The sequence below is a fragment of the Streptomyces scabichelini genome (genome assembly GCF_011045015.1).
Taxonomy (GTDB): domain Bacteria; phylum Actinomycetota; class Actinomycetes; order Streptomycetales; family Streptomycetaceae; genus Streptomyces; species Streptomyces scabichelini.
Genome location: NZ_JAAKZY010000198.1, coordinates 1 through 18,335, shown reverse-complemented (window position 1 = coordinate 18,335; position 18,335 = coordinate 1). Strand labels below are relative to the sequence as shown.

The following is an 18,335-nucleotide window of genomic DNA, read 5'->3' as shown; positions in this document are numbered from 1 at the left end:
CCCACACCCCCGCAATCGGCCTGGCGGCCCCGCCCTCAGAACCCCAGCTTTCGCAGCTGCCTCGGATCCCGCTGCCAGTCCTTCGCGACCTTCACGTGGAGGTCGAGGAACACCGGCGTACCCAGAAGCGCCTCGATCTGCTTGCGCGACTTGATGCCGACTTCCTTCAGCCGCTTGCCCTTCGGGCCGATGATGATGCCCTTCTGGCTGGGGCGCTCGATGTAGACGAAGGCGTGGATGTCGAGGAGAGGCCTGTCGGCGGGCCGGTCCTCGCGGGGCAGCATCTCCTCCACCACGACCGCGATGGAGTGCGGCAGCTCGTCGCGTACGCCTTCCAAGGCGGCCTCACGGATCAGCTCGGCCACCATCACCTGCTCGGGCTCGTCCGTGAGGTCGCCCTCCGGATACAGGGCGGGCCCCTCCGGCAGCAGAGGCACGATCAGATCGGCGAGCAGGTCCACCTGCTTGTCCGCGACCGCCGACACCGGCACGATCTCCGCCCACTCGAACCCGAGCTCCCTGCCGAGCTGGTCGATGGCGATGAGCTGCTCGGCGAGCGCCTTCCCCTCCACGAGGTCGGTCTTCGTCACGATCGCGATCTTCGGCGTCTTCTTGATGGACGCCAGTTCCTTGGCGATGAAACGGTCGCCGGGCCCCAGCTTCTCGTTCGCCGGCAGACAGAAGCCGATCACGTCGACCTCGGCCCAGGTGGTCCGGACGATGTCGTTGAGCCGCTCACCGAGCAGCGTGCGCGGTTTGTGCAGCCCCGGGGTGTCCACGAGGATCAGCTGCGCGTCCGGCCGGTGCACGATGCCGCGCACCGTGTGCCGCGTGGTCTGCGGCTGGTTCGCGGTGATCGCCACCTTCTGGCCGACCAGAGCGTTCGTGAGGGTGGACTTGCCCGCGTTCGGGCGGCCCACGAAGCAGGCGAAGCCCGCGCGATGTGTGGCCCCGGAGGATTCCGGCGGCTCGGATGACTGGGTACGAACGCTCATGGCGCCCATTGTCCCTGATCATCGGAGCCCTGCCGCACGTTCGCACGCCCGGACCTTACGTCCGCACGTCCGGACCTTACGGTGCACGCCCAGAGCACTTACGATCACGGGTTCATGAAGCTCATCACCGCGATCATCAAGCCGTACCGCCTCGACGAGGTCAAGAACGCGCTCCAGGAGCTCGGCGTCCACGGTCTGACCGTCACGGAGGCCAGCGGGTACGGGCGCCAGCGTGGGCACACCGAGGTGTACCGCGGGGCCGAGTACCAGGTCGACCTCGTCCCCAAGGTCCGTATCGAGATCGTCGTCGACGACGCGGACGCAGACCCGGTCATCGACGCGATCGTGCGGGCGGCGCAGACGGGGAAGATCGGCGACGGCAAGGTGTGGACGCTGCCGGTGGAGACGGTGGTGCGGGTACGGACGGGTGAGCGCGGCCCCGACGCCCTCTGAACCACCTCGCCCCGGTGACCGGTACCGCCCGCGCGTCGGCGGCACCGGTCAGTCACGTACGGGAATTGCTGCTCAAGCGCGTACGGAAGGTGCTGCCGGCCCTACTCGAACACGAACGGGCCCGGTGACTGGGGCCCCTCCGCGGTGCAGGTGATGGTGATCCCGAGGACCACCATCTCCAGGGAGCCGCCGTTCGCCTCCAGGCTGTCACCGGAGGCCACGGTGCCGTTCAGCGGGCCGACCGTGACCCCGTCGCCGGCCGCCATCGCCGGATTCTCGGTGCCCGTGAACTCGCTTGTGCCGCCGCCCGCCTTCACCATCGTGAGCGTGGACTCGATCGAGTCCTCACCGAGGGCGACCGGGGCGGTGATCGCGGACGAGCTGACGGTGATGGTGGCGGATGTGCCGCTCTGGGTGGCGGTGAGGGTGGCCTCGCCGCCGCCGTAGATGCCGCAGCTCGCGGTGATGGTCGCCGTCTGCGGTTCCACCGCCGCGGCGGTGGGGGCCAGGGCGAGGCCTGTGATCGCGACGGTGCCGGCCACTAGGGCCGCACCTGTTCCGATCCGCTTGCGTCTCATCGGATTCCCTTCCCTTGTACGGGAATTGCCATGTGGGGATGGATGGACGAACCGCCCGCGAGCGGGGTGCGGCACGCTGCGCGGCCATCAGATCTGACGGTCCGTCAATGAAAGCCGTCGTCCATTGATGCGCGCGGGGCGTGTGATGGCAAGAGAAGCGGTAGTGATTCCTCCGGCGGTTGGAGGAAGTGGCCGAAGGTAGCTGGTGCCTGCCCGAAAACGGCTCAGACGCCGGAGGGCAGTACCGTCTCCGTCAGCGTCGCCAGACGGGAAGCCAGCACACGGGCCCACGCCCGATAACCGTCCGCCGACGGATGGAAGCGGTCCGGGGCCAGCCAGTCGCCCGGGACGTCGGGCGGCCCTCCGGACGGCAGATGAAAGACGGCGGAGCCCCGCGCGGCCGTCGTCCTCAACTGCCGGTCCAGAAGCCCGATGTAGAGGCCGAGTGGGCCCCGGATCCGGCGGGGGAGGGAGACCACGCCGGCGATGGCCGGCAGACCCGCGAAGACCACGGGTACGTCCTCGCCGAGGCGCAGGCGTATGTCCCTGATCAGAGCCTCCGCGTCCCGGCCGAACGCACGCGGCCGGCGCAGCCGGAGCGCGTCGTTCGTGCCCGCCACGACGACGACCAGGTCCGGCCGCCAGCGGGCGGAAGGGTCGGTCAGCCCCGGCAGCATCCCCCGCCGTACCGCCGAGAGCGTCGCGCCCGCCTTCGCCGAGACGCGCCAGGAGACCGCCCGCCCGGTCATCCCGGACAGCGCCTCCGCCAACTGCCCGGCCATCGCCTCCTGGTGGCTGGCCGCCCCCACGCCCGCCGCCGCCGAGTCGCCGATCATGACGAGCCGCAGCTCCGGCACCTTCCCCTCCGTGGTGCCGGAGTCGTCCCCGGCCGCCTCGGGCAGCCGTATCAGCCGCCCCCGCATCCCCTTCGCGAACATTCCGGTCCCCTTTCCCGCCCCCCCCGAGCCACGGCATAACGCCGTTATGTTCAATAACAGCGTTATGCTGCCGCTGTGTCAACCCGTCATCACGAACCAGAAGAACCAGAAGAACCAGAACAACCAGAGCAACCAGAACAACCCGCCGTACGCCGCCGACTCCTCGACGAGGCCGCGCGCGTGCTCGCCGAGGAGGGCCCCGCCGCGCTCAGCGCCCGGAGACTGGTCAAGGCGGTCGGGGCGTCCACGATGGCCGTGTACACCCACTTCGGCTCGATGCCCGCGCTCGTGCGCGAGCTGATGCGCGAGGGCTTCGACCGTTTTCAGGCGCGGGTCGAGGCCGTCGGCCAAGGCGGTGACCCTGTGGCCGAGCTGGCCGAACTGGGCCGCGTGTACCAGGAGTTCGCGCGCGCCGAGCCCGACGTGTACGCGGTGATGTTCGGCGGCTCCGTGCTCGCCGGATTCCAGCTCACCGACGAGGACCGGCGGATGGGCGTACGCGTCCTGCGCTACCCGCGCGACGCGATCCGCCGCTGCGTCGCCGCCGGACGGTTCCGCGCGGACGCGGACGCCGATCTCCTCGTACGCCAGCTGTTCGCGCAGATGCACGGGCTCGCCCAACTCACCCACGTGGGCTACATCGTGGGCCGCTACTCCCCGGACGACGTGCTGGCCGGAATACTGCGGGACTTCACGACGGCGGCGGGAGACGGTGCCGAGGCCGCCGCACGCTCCGTCGCCTCAGGGCTCTCAGGAGGGCGTACTGGTACTGGGTGACATGTCCTGCACGCCTACCACCCGCAGGAGCTGAAGCTTCTCGTACGCCTCCGTGCCGGGCCGTGCGGTGTGCACGACCAGCCACTGGCTCTGCTCCGGGAGCAGCATGACCTCGCAGTCCAGCTCCAGCACCCCGACCAGCGGATGCCGGAACCGTTTCGTCGCCGCCCGCCGTACGCCCACCTCGTGCGCCTCCCAGTGCTGCTCGAACTCCTCGCTCGACGCCCTGAGTTCGGCCACGAGCCGGGCCGGCCCCGGATCGTCGGGGCGGGCCGCGGTGACGGCACGCAGGTTGGCGACGTGGGAGCGGACATGCTCGGGGCGGTCCTCCGGCGGGAACAGCTCGTGGCCGCGCGGGTCCGTGAAGAGGCGGCGTACGACGTTCTGCCCGGTCAGGTCGCCCGACAGCGCCACGGACATCGCGTTCTGGGCGAGCACGTCGCCGTAGTCGCTGGTGATCTGCGCGGGCGCGTCGTGCAGGCGGTCGAGGACCAGCAGCAGACCCGGGCGTACGTGGTCCGGCCCTGCGCCGGCCCGGGGCGGCTGTTCGCCGGCCAGGTGGAAGAGGTGGTCCCGTTCGTCGCCGGTGAGCCGCAGCGCACGGGCCAGCGCGCCGAGCATCTGGCGGGACGGGCGCGGGCCGCGGGACTGCTCGAGCCGTGTGTAGTAGTCCACGGACATCCCGGCCAGCGCCGCCACCTCCTCGCGGCGCAGGCCCGGCGTACGGCGCCGGGCGCCGGCTGTCAGGCCCACGGCGGCGGGCTCCAGGCGGGCGCGGCTGCGGCGCAGGAAGTCGGCGAGTCCGGGTCGGTCCACGCCTCCAGCGTGCCTGGGCGCGACGGGGTTATCCAGGCACTGCCGATCCCCGGATCGAGAGGTCTCTCCCGCCGGGTGCCGCCTCCTCCCAGGCTGAGGACACGACGAGAGGGAGGTACGGACGATGCTCACACTGGTGACGGGTACGACGGGCAGGGTCGGCCGGCGCTTCGTGCCGCGGCTGCTGGCGCAGGCCGCCCCCGGCGACGAGGTACGGGTCCTGGTCCGCGACGGGACGCGGGCCGCCGGGCTCGCCGAGCTGGGCGCGCAGGTCGTGACCGGCGACCTGCGGGACGCCGGGGCGCTCGGCAAGGCGGTGGCCGGGGCCGACGCGGTGGTGAACATCGCTGCGGCGTTCCGCGGGGTGCCGGACGAGGAGGCGACGGCGATCAACCGGGACGTGGCCCTGGAACTGGGACGCGCGGCGGCCGCCGCGGGTGTACACCGCTTCGTGCAGGTCAGCACGATGCTCGTGTACGGCAAGGGTCGGGGGCGCCCGCACACGGAGAGCGATCCGATCGTGCCCGGCGGGCCCATGTGGGGCGCGTACCCGGCGTCGAAGGCCGAGGCCGAAGAGGGGCTGCTGGCCATGGACGGCCTGGGTGTACGCATCGGCCGGCTCCCGTTCGTCTACGGCGAGGGGGACCCGCACCTCGCCGAGTCGATGCGCTGGGCCGCGAACTGGGCCGCGACCCAGCGGCTCCACATGGCGCACCACGCGGATGTCGCGCAGGGCCTGCTGCGGTTGCTGTACGCACCGGGAGTCGACGGCCGGATCTACAACATCGCGGACGACGCCCCCGTGACGACGGTCGAACTGCACCAGCTCAACGGAGTGGAGGTACCGGACGAGCTGCACGGGCTGGAAGACCCCGACCCCTGGCACGGCATCGTCTCCACGGACCGCATCCGACGGGAGCTGGGGTTCCGGCCGGTGTACCCCAGCGTTTGGGCTGCCCGCTCCGCCGGCGCGCTGTAGCTTCCGCTGGAGGAGCGGGGTTACCTGCGGGTCGGTGGGGGTGTTCGCGCAGTTCCCCGCGCCCCTTACGGGGCCGTCAACCCTGCGCCCGCAGCACCTCCCGCAGCCACCCGTACGACGCCTTCGGTGTCCGCTCAAGGGTCTCGAAGTTGACGTGGACCAGGCCGAAACGTCTGGCGTAGCCCTCCGCCCACTCGAAGTTGTCCAGTAGTGACCACACGAAGTAGCCGCGGACGTCTACGCCCGCCTCCAACGCCCGGTGCAGCGCCCGGAGATGGCCGTCCAGGAACGTGATCCGCTCTTGGTCGTCGAGTCCTTCGTACGAGCAGCCGTTCTCGGTGATGACGACGGGCGGCAGACGGTCGCCGTAGTGGTCGCGGAAGCTCGTCAGCAGCTCTGTCAGCGCTTCCGGGACCACCGGCCAGCCGAAGTCGGTGACCGGGTATCCCTCGATCTCCCTTACCGAGAAGGGGAGTTCGGCCGGAAGCGTGAAACCGCCGAACTCGATCTCCGTGCCCTGAGGTGCGCCCACCTTCGTCGGTGCGTAGTAGTTGATCCCGTACCAGTCCAGCGGCTCCGCGATGACCTTCAGGTCGGCCGCCACGTCCTCGGCGTCTCCCGGCATCAACTCGGCGATGCCTTCCGGGTACTGCCCGAGCAGCACGGGGTCGGCGAACAGCCGGTTGAGGAGCAGGTCGTAGAAGCCGGCCGCCTCCAGGTCCGCGGGGTCATCGGACGCGGGCCAGGCCGGCCCGTGCGAGTTGGCGATCCCGATGTCCGTCGCCCCGGCCGCCCGCAGCGCCCGTACGGCCAGACCGTGGGCCAACAGCTGGTGGTGGGCGGCGGGGAGGGCGTCGAACATCAGCTGCCTGCCCGGCGCGTGCGTGCCGAGGGCATGGCCCAACAGGGTGTGCTCGGCGGGTTCGTTGAGGGTGATCCACCGGGATACGCGGTCGCCAAGCCGCTCGACGACCACGGCGACGTACTCGGCGAACCGCTCGGCCGTGTCCCGGTTCAGCCAGCCGCCCGCCTCCTCCACCGACCACGGCAGATCCCAGTGGAAGAGCGTCGGCACGGGACGTACGCCCGCCGTGCCCAGCTCGTCCACAAGACGGTCGTAGAAATCGAGGCCGCCGGGCGACAGCACGCGTGGCCAGGAGACCGAGAAGCGGTACGCCCCCACGCCCAGCTCGCGCAGGAGGGCCACGTCCTCGCGGTAGCGGTGGTAGTGGTCGCAGGCCACCGCCGCCGTCGAGCCGTCCTTGATCCGCCCGGGCCCGTCCGTGAAGGCGTCCCACACGGACGGTTCGCGCTCCTCCACGGCTCCCTCGATCTGGTGGGCCGAGGTCGATACGCCCCACAGGAAGCCGGCCGGGAACTGAGGTATCGGGTTCGTCGCCATGCGCGCGATCATCCGTACCGCCGGTAACGGAAGTCAACGGCCGGACGTGAACTGCCGGTTACGCCCCTTCTTTCAGCACCCGGGAGATCAGTTTCCGTTGTTCCTCGGTCAGCCTCGGATCCGAGCAGTACACCGTCTTCCCGTCCACGGTGATCTGATAACTGAAGCCGTCCGGCACGCCGATCGGCGGCGTGTGACGGCTGGCGGCGACGGCCTGCTTGGCCAGGTCGTGCCACTCCTGGGCATCGGCACGCCCCGCCGTCTCCACCGAGGCATGGCGGTCGATGCCCGCGAATCCACCCGTGCGCTTCACCTGGATACGCATAGTTCCTGTTTAGTACGAAGGAGCCCGCCGGGCCACTCCTGGACAGTCGCCCCAGCCTCAGGCCGGGGTCATCCCCGCCTCAGGCCGAGGTCACCCCCACCTGCTCCCACGCCTTCGTGACGGCCTGGAGCTCCTCGCCCTCGCCGTACGAGGCGCGTGCCTTCGCCAGTGTCAGGCTCGCGAAGTCGGTGAAGCTCGCCTTCGAGTCGAGTTCGCCGCCGGTCAGCACGTCGTACCAGATCCGCCCCGCACGCTCCCAGGCCTGGCCGCCGAGGGTGGTCGCGACGAGATAGAAGGCGTGGTTGGGGATGCCGGAGTTGATGTGGACGCCGCCGTTGTCGCGGCCGGTGCGGACGTAGTCGTCCATCGTCGCCGGCTGCGGGTCCTTGCCGAGCACGTCGTCGTCGTACGCGCTGCCCGGCTCCTTCATGGAGCGCAGCGCCTTGCCGGTGACGCGCGGCGCGAGCAGGCCCGCGCCGATCAGCCAGTCGGCCTCGGCGGCGGTCTGGCCGAGCGTGTACTGCTTGATCAGCGAGCCGAAGACGTCCGAGAAGTGCTCGTTGAGCGCGCCCGGCTGGCCGAAGTACGTGAGGTTCGCCGTGTACTGCGTGACGCCGTGGGCGAGTTCGTGGCCGATGACGTCGACGGGGATGGTGAAGTCGAGGAAGATCTCGCCGTCACCGTCGCCGAAGACCATCTGCTCGCCGTTCCAGAAGGCGTTGTTGTAGTCCTCGCCGAAGTGCACGGTGGCGTTCAGCGGCAGTCCCTCGCCGTTGATCGAGTTGCGCTCGTACGCCTTCAGGAACAGCTCGAAGGTCGCGCCGAGGCCGGCGTACGCGCGGTTGACCGTGGCGTCCTTGCCGGGCTTGTCGCCCTCGCCGCGCACCTTTTTGCCGGGGAGCTCCTGCTTGTGCTTGGCATCGTGGATGGTGCGGTTCGGCTTGTCCTCGGCGGCTCCCTTGGGCGGGGCCAGGGCGGGGGCGCCGAGGACTGTGGTCAGGCGGCGGTGGGTGCGCTCGAAGGCGTCGTGCTCCAGTGTGCGGCGCGCCTTGCCGGCGAGGGCGGGGTCCTCGGACTGGGCCAGGGTGTCGAGGATGTGGGGTGGCACGATGGTGCAGAAGGTGGGCTCGAAGCCGGGGTTCGCGGTCATGACCGCACTCTTGCATTGAGTTACGTGACTGTCACTGGGCGCAACCGTGATTGGTGAAATGCGGGGAATCGAGCGCCGTGGGGGTTACCGGTTGTGTTATCGCTGCGGGTTCGTTGTGGCTTGTCGCGCAGTTCCCCGCGCCCCTGAAGGGCGCGCTTCAGTGGGCCCTTGTGAGCTTGTGCACCTTTTGTGTCGTAATTCTTCGTGGTCCCGCATGCTGATACATGCCCCCGCGCGGAGTGTGACTGGGTTAGCATGCCGAACATCATGCGTTTCGGGCTGCTTCTCCTTAGCTGCCGCGGCGAGGGCCTGTAGTCGAGGCCGACCCCCTCCCCGCGGAGTCTGGCGTTGCGCCGTCGGCCGTCCTTCCGGACACCACGAGGAGCCCACGCATCATGGCGAACCGCCAGCAGCCCACTTCCATGCCGATCCACAAGTACCGCCCGTACGACCAGGTCGACATCCCCGACCGCACGTGGCCGGACAACCGGATCACCGTCGCCCCCCGCTGGCTCTCCACGGACCTGCGCGACGGCAACCAGGCCCTGATCGACCCCATGTCGCCCGCCCGCAAGCGCGAGATGTTCGATCTGCTGGTGAAGATGGGCTACAAGGAGATCGAGGTCGGCTTCCCCGCCTCCGGGCAGACCGACTTCGACTTCGTACGCTCGATCATCGAGGAAGAGGGCGCGATCCCCGATGACGTCACGATCTCCGTACTGACCCAGGCCCGCGAGGACCTGATCGAGCGGACCGTCGAGTCGCTGAAGGGCGCCAAGCGCGCCACCGTCCACCTGTACAACGCCACCGCGCCCGTCTTCCGCCGCGTCGTCTTCCGCGGTTCCAAGGACGACATCAAGCAGATCGCCGTCGACGGCACCCGGCTGGTCGTGGAGTACGCCGAGAAGCTGCTGGACGAGCGGACGACCTTCGGCTACCAGTACAGCCCGGAGATCTTCACCGACACCGAGCTGGACTTCGCCCTGGAGGTCTGCGAGGCCGTCATGGACGTATGGCAGCCGGGCCCCGGCCGCGAGATCATCCTCAACCTGCCCGCCACCGTGGAGCGGTCGACCCCCTCCACGCACGCGGACCGCTTCGAGTGGATGTCGCGCAACCTGTCCCGCCGCGAGTACGTCTGCCTGTCCGTCCACCCGCACAACGACCGCGGTACGGCGGTCGCGGCGGCCGAGCTGGCGCTCATGGCCGGCGCCGACCGCATCGAGGGCTGCCTGTTCGGGCAGGGCGAGCGCACCGGCAACGTCGACCTGGTCACCCTGGGCATGAACCTGTTCTCGCAGGGCGTCGACCCGCAGATCGACTTCTCGAACATCGACGAGGTCCGGCGCACCGCCGAGTACTGCAACCAGATGGAGGTCCACGCCCGCCACCCGTACGTCGGCGACCTCGTCTACACCTCCTTCTCCGGCTCCCACCAGGACGCCATCAAGAAGGGCTTCGACGCCATGGAGGCGTCCGCCAAGGAGCAGGGCAAGACGGTCGACGACATCGAGTGGGCGGTGCCGTACCTGCCCATCGACCCCAAGGACGTCGGGCGCTCGTACGAGGCGGTCATCCGCGTCAACTCGCAGTCCGGCAAGGGCGGTATCGCGTACGTCCTGAAGAACGACCACAAGCTGGACCTGCCGCGCCGGATGCAGATCGAGTTCTCGAAGCTCATCCAGGCGAAGACGGACGCCGAGGGCGGCGAGGTCACGCCGAACGACATCTGGGCGATCTTCCAGGACGAGTACCTGCCGAACCCCGCGAACGCCTGGGGCCGTATCCAGCTGAAGAACGGCCAGTCCACCACCGACAAGGACGGCGTGGACACGCTGACCGTCGAGGCTGAGGTGGACGGCGTCGAGACCACCCTGGTCGGCACCGGCAACGGCCCGATCTCCGCGTTCTTCCACGCGCTGCAGGGCATCGGCGTCGACGCCCGCCTGCTCGACTACCAGGAGCACACGATGAGCGAGGGCGCCTCGGCGCAGGCCGCCTCGTACATCGAGTGTGCGATCGGCGACAAGGTTCTGTGGGGTATCGGCATCGACGCGAATACGACACGTGCCTCGCTGAAGGCGGTCGTGTCGGCGGTCAACCGCGCGGCACGATAAGCCCGTTCACCTGCCATTCCCCGGCTCCGTCCGCCACAACGGCGGGCGGGGCCGTTGGCCGTTAACCGGCCATGTCACGGAGCGGTCTCGTCCGGGGTACTGACTCCACGTCGACGATGTGGCTAACATCACGCCAGCGCGGCGATGTTGCCGCGGGGTTACGGAGGTGCGACGTGCTGCCAGGATGGGGACGAAACGGCCGATTCGTCCGCATGCGCGCGATCGGCGTTTCCCGCGTCCTGGGGACCCGTACCGCGTGGACCACCGTCGGCGACGGCGAGTTCTTCTGCCCGGGCTGCGGAGGCGACCGCAACTACCAGCGCCTCGCGGGGCGTCGCCGCTTCACCCTGCTCGGCATGCCCGTCCTGCCGCGCGGCGCCACCGGGCCCGTCGTCGAATGCGCCGCCTGCCACCACCATTTCGGCGCGGACGTCCTCGACCACCCCACCACCACCCGCTTCTCCGCGATGCTGCGCGACGCGGTCCACACCGTCGCGCTCGCGATCCTGGCCGCGGGCGGCACCTGCTCCCGTACGTCCCTGGAGACGGCCGCCGACGCCGTACGCTCGGCCGGCTTCGACGACTGCACCGAGGACCAGCTCCACGCGCTCGTGGAAGCTCTCGCCGCCGACACCGGCCGCGTCCACGGCGGACCCTGCGGACCGGGCCTTGCCATAGAGCTCCACGAGGCGCTGGACCCGCTGGCCCCGCACCTCGCCCCCACCGGCCGCGAGGCGATCCTCCTCCAGGGCGCCCGCATCGCCCTCGCCGACGGCCCCTACACCCCCGCCGAACGCGATGCCCTCGCGACCGTGGGCGCGGCGCTGACGATCTGCGCCGACGATGTGACGAGGCTGCTGGCTGCGGCGCGTACGCCGTCGTAGGAGGCAGGAGTCGTAAGGCTGCGGCGCGTACGCCGTCGTAGGGCTCCACTTCCCGTACTCCCCGGGGAGTAATACGCCCCTTCGGTCACCCCCGGCAGTACCCCGGAAGTCGCCCTGACGCGCGACGATTCCCGCCCTTCGTGCCGGGAGTCTGGTCATGTCCAGACACCCGCTCAAGGGAGGGGGACCCCGACATGGGGCCCGAAAGCCACGGGAAACCCGCAAAGACGACCACGCGTACGCGGCGACGAGCCGTGCCCTGGGTGCTGCTCGGGCTCTGGGTGGCCGTGCTCGCCCTGACCTCGCCGTTCGCGTCCAAGCTGTCCGATGCCCAGCACGACCGAGCCGTGGACTATCTGCCGGCGAGTGCGGACTCCACCCAGGTCGCCACGATCCAGGAGCAGTTGCCCGGCGGGGAGACCACCGAGCTGGTGCTCGTCTATCACCGGGACGGCGGACTCACCGCCGCCGACCGTACGACGGCGCAGCAGCAGGTCGACGAGATCGCGGGCGCAAGCCAGCTGACCGGAACCCCGAAGGGCGTGCCGTCCGAGGACGGGACCACCCTGATGTACCCGGTCGCCACCAACGAGCCCGGGACCGACGAGGAGCTCCGGGACGCGTTCGTCAACGACGTACGCGATGTCGCCCACGGGGACGGCGGGCTGAACGTCGAGGTGGGCGGCCCGGGGGCGCTGGCCACCGACGCCGGTGCGGTCTACGACTCGCTCGACGGACCGCTGCTCTACACCACCGTCGGCGTGGTCGCCGTCCTGCTGATCCTCATCTACCGCAGCCCCCTGCTGTGGCTCGTGCCGCTCGCCGTCGCGGGCGTCGCCAACTACCTCTCCATGGGCGCCGCGTACGGACTCCACTCGGCGTTCGACACGAGCGTCTCCGGCCAGAGCACGGGCATCATGACGATCCTCGTGTTCGGCGCGGGCACCGACTACGCCCTGCTGCTGATCGCCCGCTACCGAGAGGAACTGCGGCGTATCGAGCGGCCGTACGACGCGATGCGGGCCGCCCTGCGTGGCTGCGGTCCCGCCGTCCTCGCCTCGTCCGGCACGGTCGCCGCCGGACTGCTGTGCCTGCTCGCCGCCGACCTCAACAGCAGCCGCGGCATGGGTCCGATGGGCACCGTCGGCGTACTGAGCGCTCTCGTCGCGATGATGACGCTGCTGCCCGCGCTCCTCGTGCTGCTCGGCCGCCGCGTGTTCTGGCCGATCGTGCCCGCGTTCGGGAGCCGGCCGAAGGAACGCAGGTCGCTGTTCGCCGCGATGGGCAGCTCCGCCGGGCGCCGTCCGCTGGCCGTCCTCGGGGGCGGTGTGGTCCTGCTCGGCGCCCTCGCGCTGGGCATGCTGAACCTGCCCGGCACCGTCAAGCAGGAGGACTCCTTCGTCGACAAGCCGGACGCGGTCGTCGCGATGGAGACGCTGGCCGCCGCCTACCCCGAGCAGAGCACCCAGCCGATCAACGTGATCACCCCCAGCGGACAGGCCGACGACACCCTCGCCAAGGTGCGTGATCATGAGGGCGTCGCCGACGCCGAGCGAGGGCGCAGCGGGGACGGCTGGACGGAGATCTCCGTGGTGGCCAAGGACAAACCCCAGTCTGCGGGCGAGACCGCCACGATCGAGTCCCTGCGCTCGGAGCTCGACGGGTCCTACATCGGTGGCCCGAGCGCCGAGCAGCTCGACCTGAAGGACACCAACTCCAGCGACATGAAGATCGTCGTGCCGCTCGTCCTCGCCTCCGTGCTGCTGATCCTGATCGCGCTGCTGCGCAGCGTCGTCGCTCCACTGCTGCTGGTGGCCGCCGTGGTCGCGGTGTGGGCCGCGGCGCTGGGCATCGGCGGACTGGTCTTCGGCCCGGTCTTCGGCTTCGAGGGAACCGATCCCGGACTCGGACTGCTCTCGTTCGTGTTCCTGGTCGCCCTCGGCGTCGACTACGGCATCTTCCTGATGCACCGGATGCGCGAGGAGTCCCTGTCCGGCAAGGAACCCGTGGCCGCCGCGCTCACCGCCCTGCGCACCACGGGAGGCGTCATCGCCTCGGCCGGTCTCGTCCTCGCCGCGACCTTCGCCGTGCTGCTGAACATGGGCCTGGTGCAACTGGTCGAGCTGGGCTTCGTGATCTCCGTCGGAGTGCTGCTCGACACCTTCCTCGTACGGACGTACCTGGTGACCAGCGCCAGCGTCGCCCTGCGGCGGAAGGTGTGGTGGCCGGGCCGCCTGTCCCGCGAACCGGAGCCGGATCCTGATCCTGACCGGCAGGAGCCGCCGCGGCAGCCGGAGCCTGTCGCAGCCCCGTAGTGACACTCGGGCGTCCCTCCCACTGCCGGAGGGACGCCCGCCTGACGGAAGATGGACCAGTGCCGCGTCCCCATGCCCTCGTCGAACGGACCCTGACCGCCGTCAACCACCCTCCGGCGGTGCCCTCCCTGCTCAACGACGCCCTCCTGGCCGTCGCGATGGCCGCCCTCACCACCGTCATGGCCCTCTTCATCGACGACGGGCGCCGGCCCGACCTCCTCGCGTGGATGCTGCTGCTGGGCGCCCACGTCGCGCTGATCTGGCGACGGCGCTACCCCATGACCGTGATGCTGGCCGCCGTGGCCTGCATCGCCCCGTACCACGCGCTCGACTACACCCACAGCGCCCCCGTCCCGGCGACCCTCCTCGCGCTCTACACCGTCGCCGTCACCGGCAGCGGCCGCCGCACCCTGCTCGTCGGGACCGTCCTCATCGGCATGACCCTCACCGTCAACACGGTCACCAATCCGGACGGACTCGCCGAGATCATCCGCATCACCGGCTGGCTCACCTCCGTACTGCTCCTCGGCGGCTACATCCGCGTCCACCGCCAGTACCTCGCCTCCGCCCTGGAACGCGCGGAACGCGCCGAACGCACCCGCGAGGAGGAAGCCCGCCGCCGGGTCGCCGAGGAGCGGCTGCGGATCGCCCGCGACCTGCACGACCTGCTCGCCCACAGCATCACGCTCATCGGCGTGCAGACCTCCGTCGCCGCCCACGTCCTGACCGCCGACCCCGACCGCCTCGACCGCGAGGCCGTCGCGAAGGCGCTCGACGACATCTCCGACACCTGCCGTACCGCCCGCGGCGAACTCCGCACCACCCTGGAGGTCCTGCGCGCCGCCGAGCACGGCGACGGCCGCGGACCGCTGCCCGGCCTCGACGGCATCGCCCACCTGGCGGAGACCGCCCGTACCTCGGGGGCACGGGTCGAGTTGACCGTACGGGCCGACCACGCGCCGCCCGCCGTGGGCGCCGCCGCATACCGCATCGTGCAGGAGGCCCTGACCAACTCGGTACGGCACGGGGGACCGGGGCTTTCGATCCAGGTGAACGTGTACGAGAAGGACGGCGCCCTGCACGTCTCGGCCACCGACGACGGCACCGGCCCGACCGCCGGGGGCACTCCCGGATTCGGTCTCGTCGGGATGCGCGAGCGGGCCCGGAGCGTGGGCGGCACGCTGGACGCCGGGCCGGGTCCCGCCGGGGGCTTCGAGGTGACCGCCGTACTGCCTGTGCCGCCGGTAGTACCGTCCACGCCACCCGTGCATCGAGAAGAGGCCCGATGACCATGAGCGCCGCCATCCGCGTACTGCTCGCCGACGACCAGACCCTCGTACGGTCCGCCTTCGCGATGCTCGTCAAGTCGGCAGGAGACATGGAGGTCGTCGCCCAGGCGGGCACCGGTCGGGAGGCCGTCGAGCTGGCCCGGTCCGAACGGGCGGACCTCGTCGTGATGGACATCCGCATGCCCGACCTCGACGGCATCGAGGCGACCCGGCTCATCGCCGCCGACGAGGACCTGGCCGGAGTGAAGGTCCTGATCCTGACGACGTACGACACCGACGAGCACATCGTCGAAGCGCTGCGGGCCGGAGCCTCCGGGTTCCTCGTGAAGGACACCAAGCCCGCCGAACTCCTCGACGCCATCCGCACGGTGGCCGCCGGCGAGTCGCTCCTCTCGCCCGGCCCGACATCGCGCCTGATCGCCCGCTTCCTGAGCGCCCCGCAGGCCCCGGCTCCCGCGACGGGCGGCCCCGAGGAGCTCTCCGAACGGGAGCGCCAGGTCCTGACCCTGGTCGCACGCGGCCTGAACAACACCGAGATCGCCGAAGCGTTGGGGTTGAGCCCGCTCACGGCGAAGACCCATGTCAGCCGGATCATGGGGAAGTTGGGGGCGCGGGACCGGGCGCAGTTGGTGATGGTGGCGTACGAGTCGGGGCTTGTGATACCGGGCGACGCTTGAGGGTCTTCGAACCCCTGAAGGCCCCTGAACTCTCAACTCCCTGTCGCTGCACGGGTATTGCCGTGCCTCTCGGTGCACATTAGGTTCACTCAGGACATCCTACGTCCCATGTCCCTGGCCCTTCTTACCAGTCCTTACTCCTGCCCATTCCTGCCCAGCTCTCGGAGGATCCGTGACCGTCACGAGCCGTCTGATCGCTCTCGCCGCCGTCGCCGGGCTCACCGCCGCCGGCCTGGCGTCCACCGGTACCGCGTCCGCCGCGGAGAGGCCGTCGAAGGGGTGCACCTCCTCCGTCCCGTTCACGGCGGGCCAGAACGGCTACGACACGTACCGCATCCCCGCCACCGTCACGACCCGGACCGGCGCTCTGCTCGCCTTCGCCGAGGGCAGACGCAACGGTGCCGGGGACACCGGCAACATCGACGTCGTCCTCAGACGGTCCGGCGACGGCGGCTGCACTTGGGGGCCGCTCTCCGTCGTCGCGGCCGGGCAGGGCGACACGCGCGGCAACCCGGCGCCGGTCGTCGATCCCTCCACCGGGAAGGTCGTCCTCCTCACGTCCTACAACGACGGTGCCGTGACCGAGGCCCAGATCATGCGCGGCGAGGTCACGCCCGAACAGAGCCGGCGCGTCTTCGTCCAGACGAGCCGGGACGACGGGCGGCGCTTCAGCGCACCACGGGACATCACGGACTCCGTGAAACTGCCGAGCTGGCGGTGGTACGCCACCGGCCCCGGCCACGCCGTGGCCCTCACCCGGGGTCGGCACGCCGGACGACTGGTCGTGCCCGCCAACCACTCCGCCGCCCCGCCCGCCGGTTCCACCGACACCGGCCAGGAGACCAAGTACTACGGCGCCCACGCCCTGTACAGCGACGACGGCGGCGTCACCTGGCGGCTGGGCTTCATCGACGCCTCGTACGACGGCGTCGACAACTCCAACGAGAGCATCGCCGCGGAACTCCCCGACGGGCGCCTGTACTTCAGCTCCCGCGACCAGCACGGCACGAGTACCGGCAACCGCCTCGACTCCTACTCCTCCGACGGCGCCCTCACTCTGGACCGCCCGTACACGGTCCAGCCCGCCCTCAACGACGTACCGGTGGTCCAGTGCAGCGTGCTCCAACTGCGGGGCCCGGGTGCGTCTCTCCTCTTCTCCGGTCCCTCCGTCCCCACCGCCCGCCGGTCCATGGCGATCTGGCGCAGCACGGACGCGGGCCGCACGTTCACGAAAGCGCTGACGCTTTCCACCCAACCGGCGGCGTATTCGGACCTGGTTCAGCTGGGCGGGGACAAGCTGGGGATTCTGTACGAGACGGGGGTCGAGGGGCCGTACGAGCGGATCGAGTTCAGGCGGGTTTCCTTCCCCAGCCCTGCCCCTTCCCGAAACTAGTGCCGCATCTCGTGCTCTCTCAGCCGGCGTGAAGGATCCGAAAGCGATCGGGTTCCGCCGGATCTCGATCGACGACTTGGACGGGCGGCCAAGCCCATTGCCAAACGCTGATGCCTGGCGTGCGGGAGAACTGGATCTGCCCGCGGGTGCCTTCGACTGCAACGCGCGGCCAGGATTCGGCGATGCGCGCCCGGTCCGCGCCGTGAGAACGCAGCACATCGGCGAGGACGGTGACCGTGTCGTAGCCCTCGAAGGCGACGAAGGACGGCGCTTGGCCCAGCCGCTCACGGAGGGCCTTCTCCACCCGTGTACCGAGTGGGCCGAGGCGCTCGGGCAGGTAGCGCAGGAACGGGATTCCGGCGCTGTCGTCGCCCAGCGATGTCGCCCATTCGGTGAACTCCGGTTGCCCGGCCGGAGCACCGATCAGGATCTCGGCGAGGCGTTGGTCGCCGCGGACGGACTTGACGATCGGCACTGCCGGATCCGGGTGGCCGACCAGAAGAAGGAGGGCTGTGGCGCGACTGTCGACGAGTGCGTCGCACACGGCCGCGGGGGTGAGCGCGCTCATGTCGAGTTCGGTGACGGTGCCGCCGCGTGCAGCGAGGTGGTCCCGCAGAATGCCGGTTCCAGCTGCCCAGTACACACTCGGCTGGGCTGCTACGGCGATGCGACGGTGGCCCGCGCCGAGGAGGAAGTCCGCGTAGACCTGCCAGCCTCGGGACTGCGGCGGGGAGAGGCGCGCCACCCATTCCGTCGGCTGTTCGGTGAGCGCGTCGAGAACCGCCGACGAGCACAGGAACGGCAGGCCGAGGGCGTCGGCCCTGGTGGCGGCGGCGCGAGCGACGACGCTGTGATACTCCCCGGCCAACGCGGCCACGCCCAGGCCGGCCAATTCGTCCACGGCCGCCGCGGCCCTTTGCGGGTCAGCCGCGGTGTCTCGGACCACCAGCTCCAGTGGCCTTCCGCCGATGCCGCCCGCCTCGTTGACTTCGCCAACGGCCAACTCGAGTCCGGCGAGCAGGTGCCGGCCTGCCTCGACCCAGCCGGGCCGGGTCAGCGGAACGAGAGCGCCGATCCGGACGGACGGTCCGTCAGTCCACTCCGGCCCAGGTGGCGATGGTGGCGTATGCATGCGTAGGCGTCTCCTGCTCCCGTATGACGAGACATCATCTGGCAGACGCCGGACGGGCTGAAATCAGCCCGTCCGGCGTTTGAGGACCGGGGGTCCGGGGGCTGGCCCCCGAAAC

Annotated in this window: 17 protein-coding genes; 9 read left to right on the top strand and 8 right to left on the bottom strand. The window is 70.3% G+C overall.

Annotated elements, in window-relative coordinates; genetic code table 11:
• Nucleotides 1-35: 35 nt before the first annotated feature.
• Complete coding sequence (era, locus tag G5C60_RS39870; RefSeq protein WP_206440553.1) at nt 36-1,004, bottom strand: GTPase Era; 969 nt, start codon at nt 1,002-1,004, stop codon at nt 36-38.
• Nucleotides 1,005-1,109: 105 nt separating this feature from the next.
• Here era and G5C60_RS39865 point away from each other — a divergent pair, with 105 nt between their 5' ends.
• On the top strand, nt 1,110-1,448 hold the full coding sequence (locus G5C60_RS39865; protein WP_165267157.1) for a P-II family nitrogen regulator: 339 nt from the start codon (nt 1,110-1,112) through the stop codon (nt 1,446-1,448).
• A gap of 101 nt (nt 1,449-1,549) precedes the next feature.
• On the opposite strand, the gene G5C60_RS39860 is transcribed toward G5C60_RS39865, so the two are convergent.
• Both G5C60_RS39860 and G5C60_RS39855 read right to left on the bottom strand, forming a co-directional pair.
• Nucleotides 1,550-2,026, bottom strand: coding sequence for a hypothetical protein (locus G5C60_RS39860; protein WP_165267155.1), 477 nt, complete (start codon nt 2,024-2,026; stop codon nt 1,550-1,552).
• A gap of 224 nt (nt 2,027-2,250) precedes the next feature.
• Nucleotides 2,251-2,964 (bottom strand): SGNH/GDSL hydrolase family protein, encoded by a 714-nt coding sequence (locus G5C60_RS39855; RefSeq protein ID WP_165267153.1) that lies wholly within the window; start codon nt 2,962-2,964, stop codon nt 2,251-2,253.
• Nucleotides 2,965-3,039: 75 nt separating this feature from the next.
• Between G5C60_RS39855 and G5C60_RS39850 the strand changes: the two genes are divergently transcribed.
• Nucleotides 3,040-3,741 (top strand): WHG domain-containing protein, encoded by a 702-nt coding sequence (locus G5C60_RS39850; protein WP_206440552.1) that lies wholly within the window; start codon nt 3,040-3,042, stop codon nt 3,739-3,741.
• Here G5C60_RS39850 and G5C60_RS39845 read toward each other — a convergent pair.
• The gene (locus tag G5C60_RS39845; protein ID WP_165267151.1) at nt 3,715-4,557 is read right to left on the bottom strand and encodes an MmyB family transcriptional regulator; all 843 of its coding nucleotides are present in this window, start codon (nt 4,555-4,557) and stop codon (nt 3,715-3,717) included. The genes G5C60_RS39850 and G5C60_RS39845 overlap by 27 nt on opposite strands.
• A gap of 124 nt (nt 4,558-4,681) precedes the next feature.
• Here G5C60_RS39845 and G5C60_RS39840 point away from each other — a divergent pair, with 124 nt between their 5' ends.
• A complete protein-coding gene (locus tag G5C60_RS39840) occupies nt 4,682-5,536 on the top strand; it encodes an NAD-dependent epimerase/dehydratase family protein (protein WP_165267149.1) in 855 nt (284 codons plus the stop codon).
• Between the two features lie 76 nt (nt 5,537-5,612).
• Here the strand turns inward: G5C60_RS39840 and G5C60_RS39835 are convergent, their stop codons facing one another.
• The 3 genes from G5C60_RS39835 to G5C60_RS39825 all read right to left on the bottom strand — a co-directional run bounded on the left by G5C60_RS39835 (nt 5,613) and on the right by G5C60_RS39825 (nt 8,413).
• The gene (locus G5C60_RS39835; RefSeq protein WP_206440551.1) at nt 5,613-6,950 is read right to left on the bottom strand and encodes a GH1 family beta-glucosidase; all 1,338 of its coding nucleotides are present in this window, start codon (nt 6,948-6,950) and stop codon (nt 5,613-5,615) included.
• Nucleotides 6,951-6,996: 46 nt separating this feature from the next.
• Complete coding sequence (locus tag G5C60_RS39830) at nt 6,997-7,263, bottom strand: protealysin inhibitor emfourin (protein ID WP_165267147.1); 267 nt, start codon at nt 7,261-7,263, stop codon at nt 6,997-6,999.
• A gap of 79 nt (nt 7,264-7,342) precedes the next feature.
• Complete coding sequence (locus G5C60_RS39825; RefSeq protein WP_165267145.1) at nt 7,343-8,413, bottom strand: M4 family metallopeptidase; 1,071 nt, start codon at nt 8,411-8,413, stop codon at nt 7,343-7,345.
• Between the two features lie 395 nt (nt 8,414-8,808).
• On the opposite strand from G5C60_RS39825, the gene leuA reads away from it, so the two are divergent.
• The 6 genes from leuA to G5C60_RS39795 all read left to right on the top strand — a co-directional run bounded on the left by leuA (nt 8,809) and on the right by G5C60_RS39795 (nt 17,088).
• Nucleotides 8,809-10,530, top strand: a complete 1,722-nt coding sequence (gene leuA, locus G5C60_RS39820) for a 2-isopropylmalate synthase (RefSeq protein WP_165267143.1) — start codon at nt 8,809-8,811, stop codon at nt 10,528-10,530.
• 173 nt (nt 10,531-10,703) lie between these two features.
• Entirely contained in the window at nt 10,704-11,414 is a 711-nt protein-coding gene (locus G5C60_RS39815) for a TerB family tellurite resistance protein (protein ID WP_165267141.1), read from the top strand.
• A 194-nt stretch (nt 11,415-11,608) separates the two neighbouring features.
• A complete protein-coding gene (locus tag G5C60_RS39810; protein ID WP_206440549.1) occupies nt 11,609-13,729 on the top strand; it encodes an MMPL family transporter in 2,121 nt (706 codons plus the stop codon).
• Between the two features lie 59 nt (nt 13,730-13,788).
• Nucleotides 13,789-15,018: a histidine kinase gene (locus G5C60_RS39805; protein WP_165267139.1), complete on the top strand. Its 1,230-nt coding sequence runs from the start codon at nt 13,789-13,791 to the stop codon at nt 15,016-15,018.
• Nucleotides 15,015-15,695, top strand: a complete 681-nt coding sequence (locus G5C60_RS39800) for a response regulator (protein WP_165267137.1) — start codon at nt 15,015-15,017, stop codon at nt 15,693-15,695. The genes G5C60_RS39805 and G5C60_RS39800 overlap by 4 nt, the downstream gene beginning before the upstream one ends.
• Nucleotides 15,696-15,867: 172 nt before the next feature.
• Nucleotides 15,868-17,088 carry an exo-alpha-sialidase gene (locus G5C60_RS39795; protein WP_165267135.1) on the top strand — a complete coding sequence of 407 codons (1,221 nt, stop codon included), beginning with the start codon at nt 15,868-15,870 and terminating at the stop codon, nt 17,086-17,088.
• Between the two features lie 19 nt (nt 17,089-17,107).
• Here G5C60_RS39795 and G5C60_RS39790 read toward each other — a convergent pair whose 3' ends face one another.
• A complete protein-coding gene (locus tag G5C60_RS39790; protein WP_165267133.1) occupies nt 17,108-18,220 on the bottom strand; it encodes an ABC transporter substrate-binding protein in 1,113 nt (370 codons plus the stop codon).
• Between the last annotated feature and the right edge of the window lie 115 nt (nt 18,221-18,335).

Excerpts from the sequence above, each read along its gene's own strand:
- era (WP_206440553.1), bottom strand. The coding sequence starts at position 1,004 with ATGGGCGCCATGAGCGTTCGTACCCAGTCATCCGAGCCGCCGGAATCC.
- G5C60_RS39865 (WP_165267157.1), top strand. The coding sequence starts at position 1,110 with ATGAAGCTCATCACCGCGATCATCAAGCCGTACCGCCTCGACGAGGTC.
- G5C60_RS39860 (WP_165267155.1), bottom strand. The coding sequence starts at position 2,026 with ATGAGACGCAAGCGGATCGGAACAGGTGCGGCCCTAGTGGCCGGCACC.
- G5C60_RS39855 (WP_165267153.1), bottom strand. The coding sequence starts at position 2,964 with ATGTTCGCGAAGGGGATGCGGGGGCGGCTGATACGGCTGCCCGAGGCG.
- G5C60_RS39840 (WP_165267149.1), top strand. The coding sequence starts at position 4,682 with ATGCTCACACTGGTGACGGGTACGACGGGCAGGGTCGGCCGGCGCTTC.
- G5C60_RS39835 (WP_206440551.1), bottom strand. The coding sequence starts at position 6,950 with ATGATCGCGCGCATGGCGACGAACCCGATACCTCAGTTCCCGGCCGGC.
- G5C60_RS39830 (WP_165267147.1), bottom strand. The coding sequence starts at position 7,263 with ATGCGTATCCAGGTGAAGCGCACGGGTGGATTCGCGGGCATCGACCGC.
- G5C60_RS39825 (WP_165267145.1), bottom strand. The coding sequence starts at position 8,413 with ATGACCGCGAACCCCGGCTTCGAGCCCACCTTCTGCACCATCGTGCCA.
- leuA (WP_165267143.1), top strand. The coding sequence starts at position 8,809 with ATGGCGAACCGCCAGCAGCCCACTTCCATGCCGATCCACAAGTACCGC.
- G5C60_RS39810 (WP_206440549.1), top strand. The coding sequence starts at position 11,609 with ATGGGGCCCGAAAGCCACGGGAAACCCGCAAAGACGACCACGCGTACG.
- G5C60_RS39800 (WP_165267137.1), top strand. The coding sequence starts at position 15,015 with ATGACCATGAGCGCCGCCATCCGCGTACTGCTCGCCGACGACCAGACC.
- G5C60_RS39790 (WP_165267133.1), bottom strand. The coding sequence starts at position 18,220 with ATGCATACGCCACCATCGCCACCTGGGCCGGAGTGGACTGACGGACCG.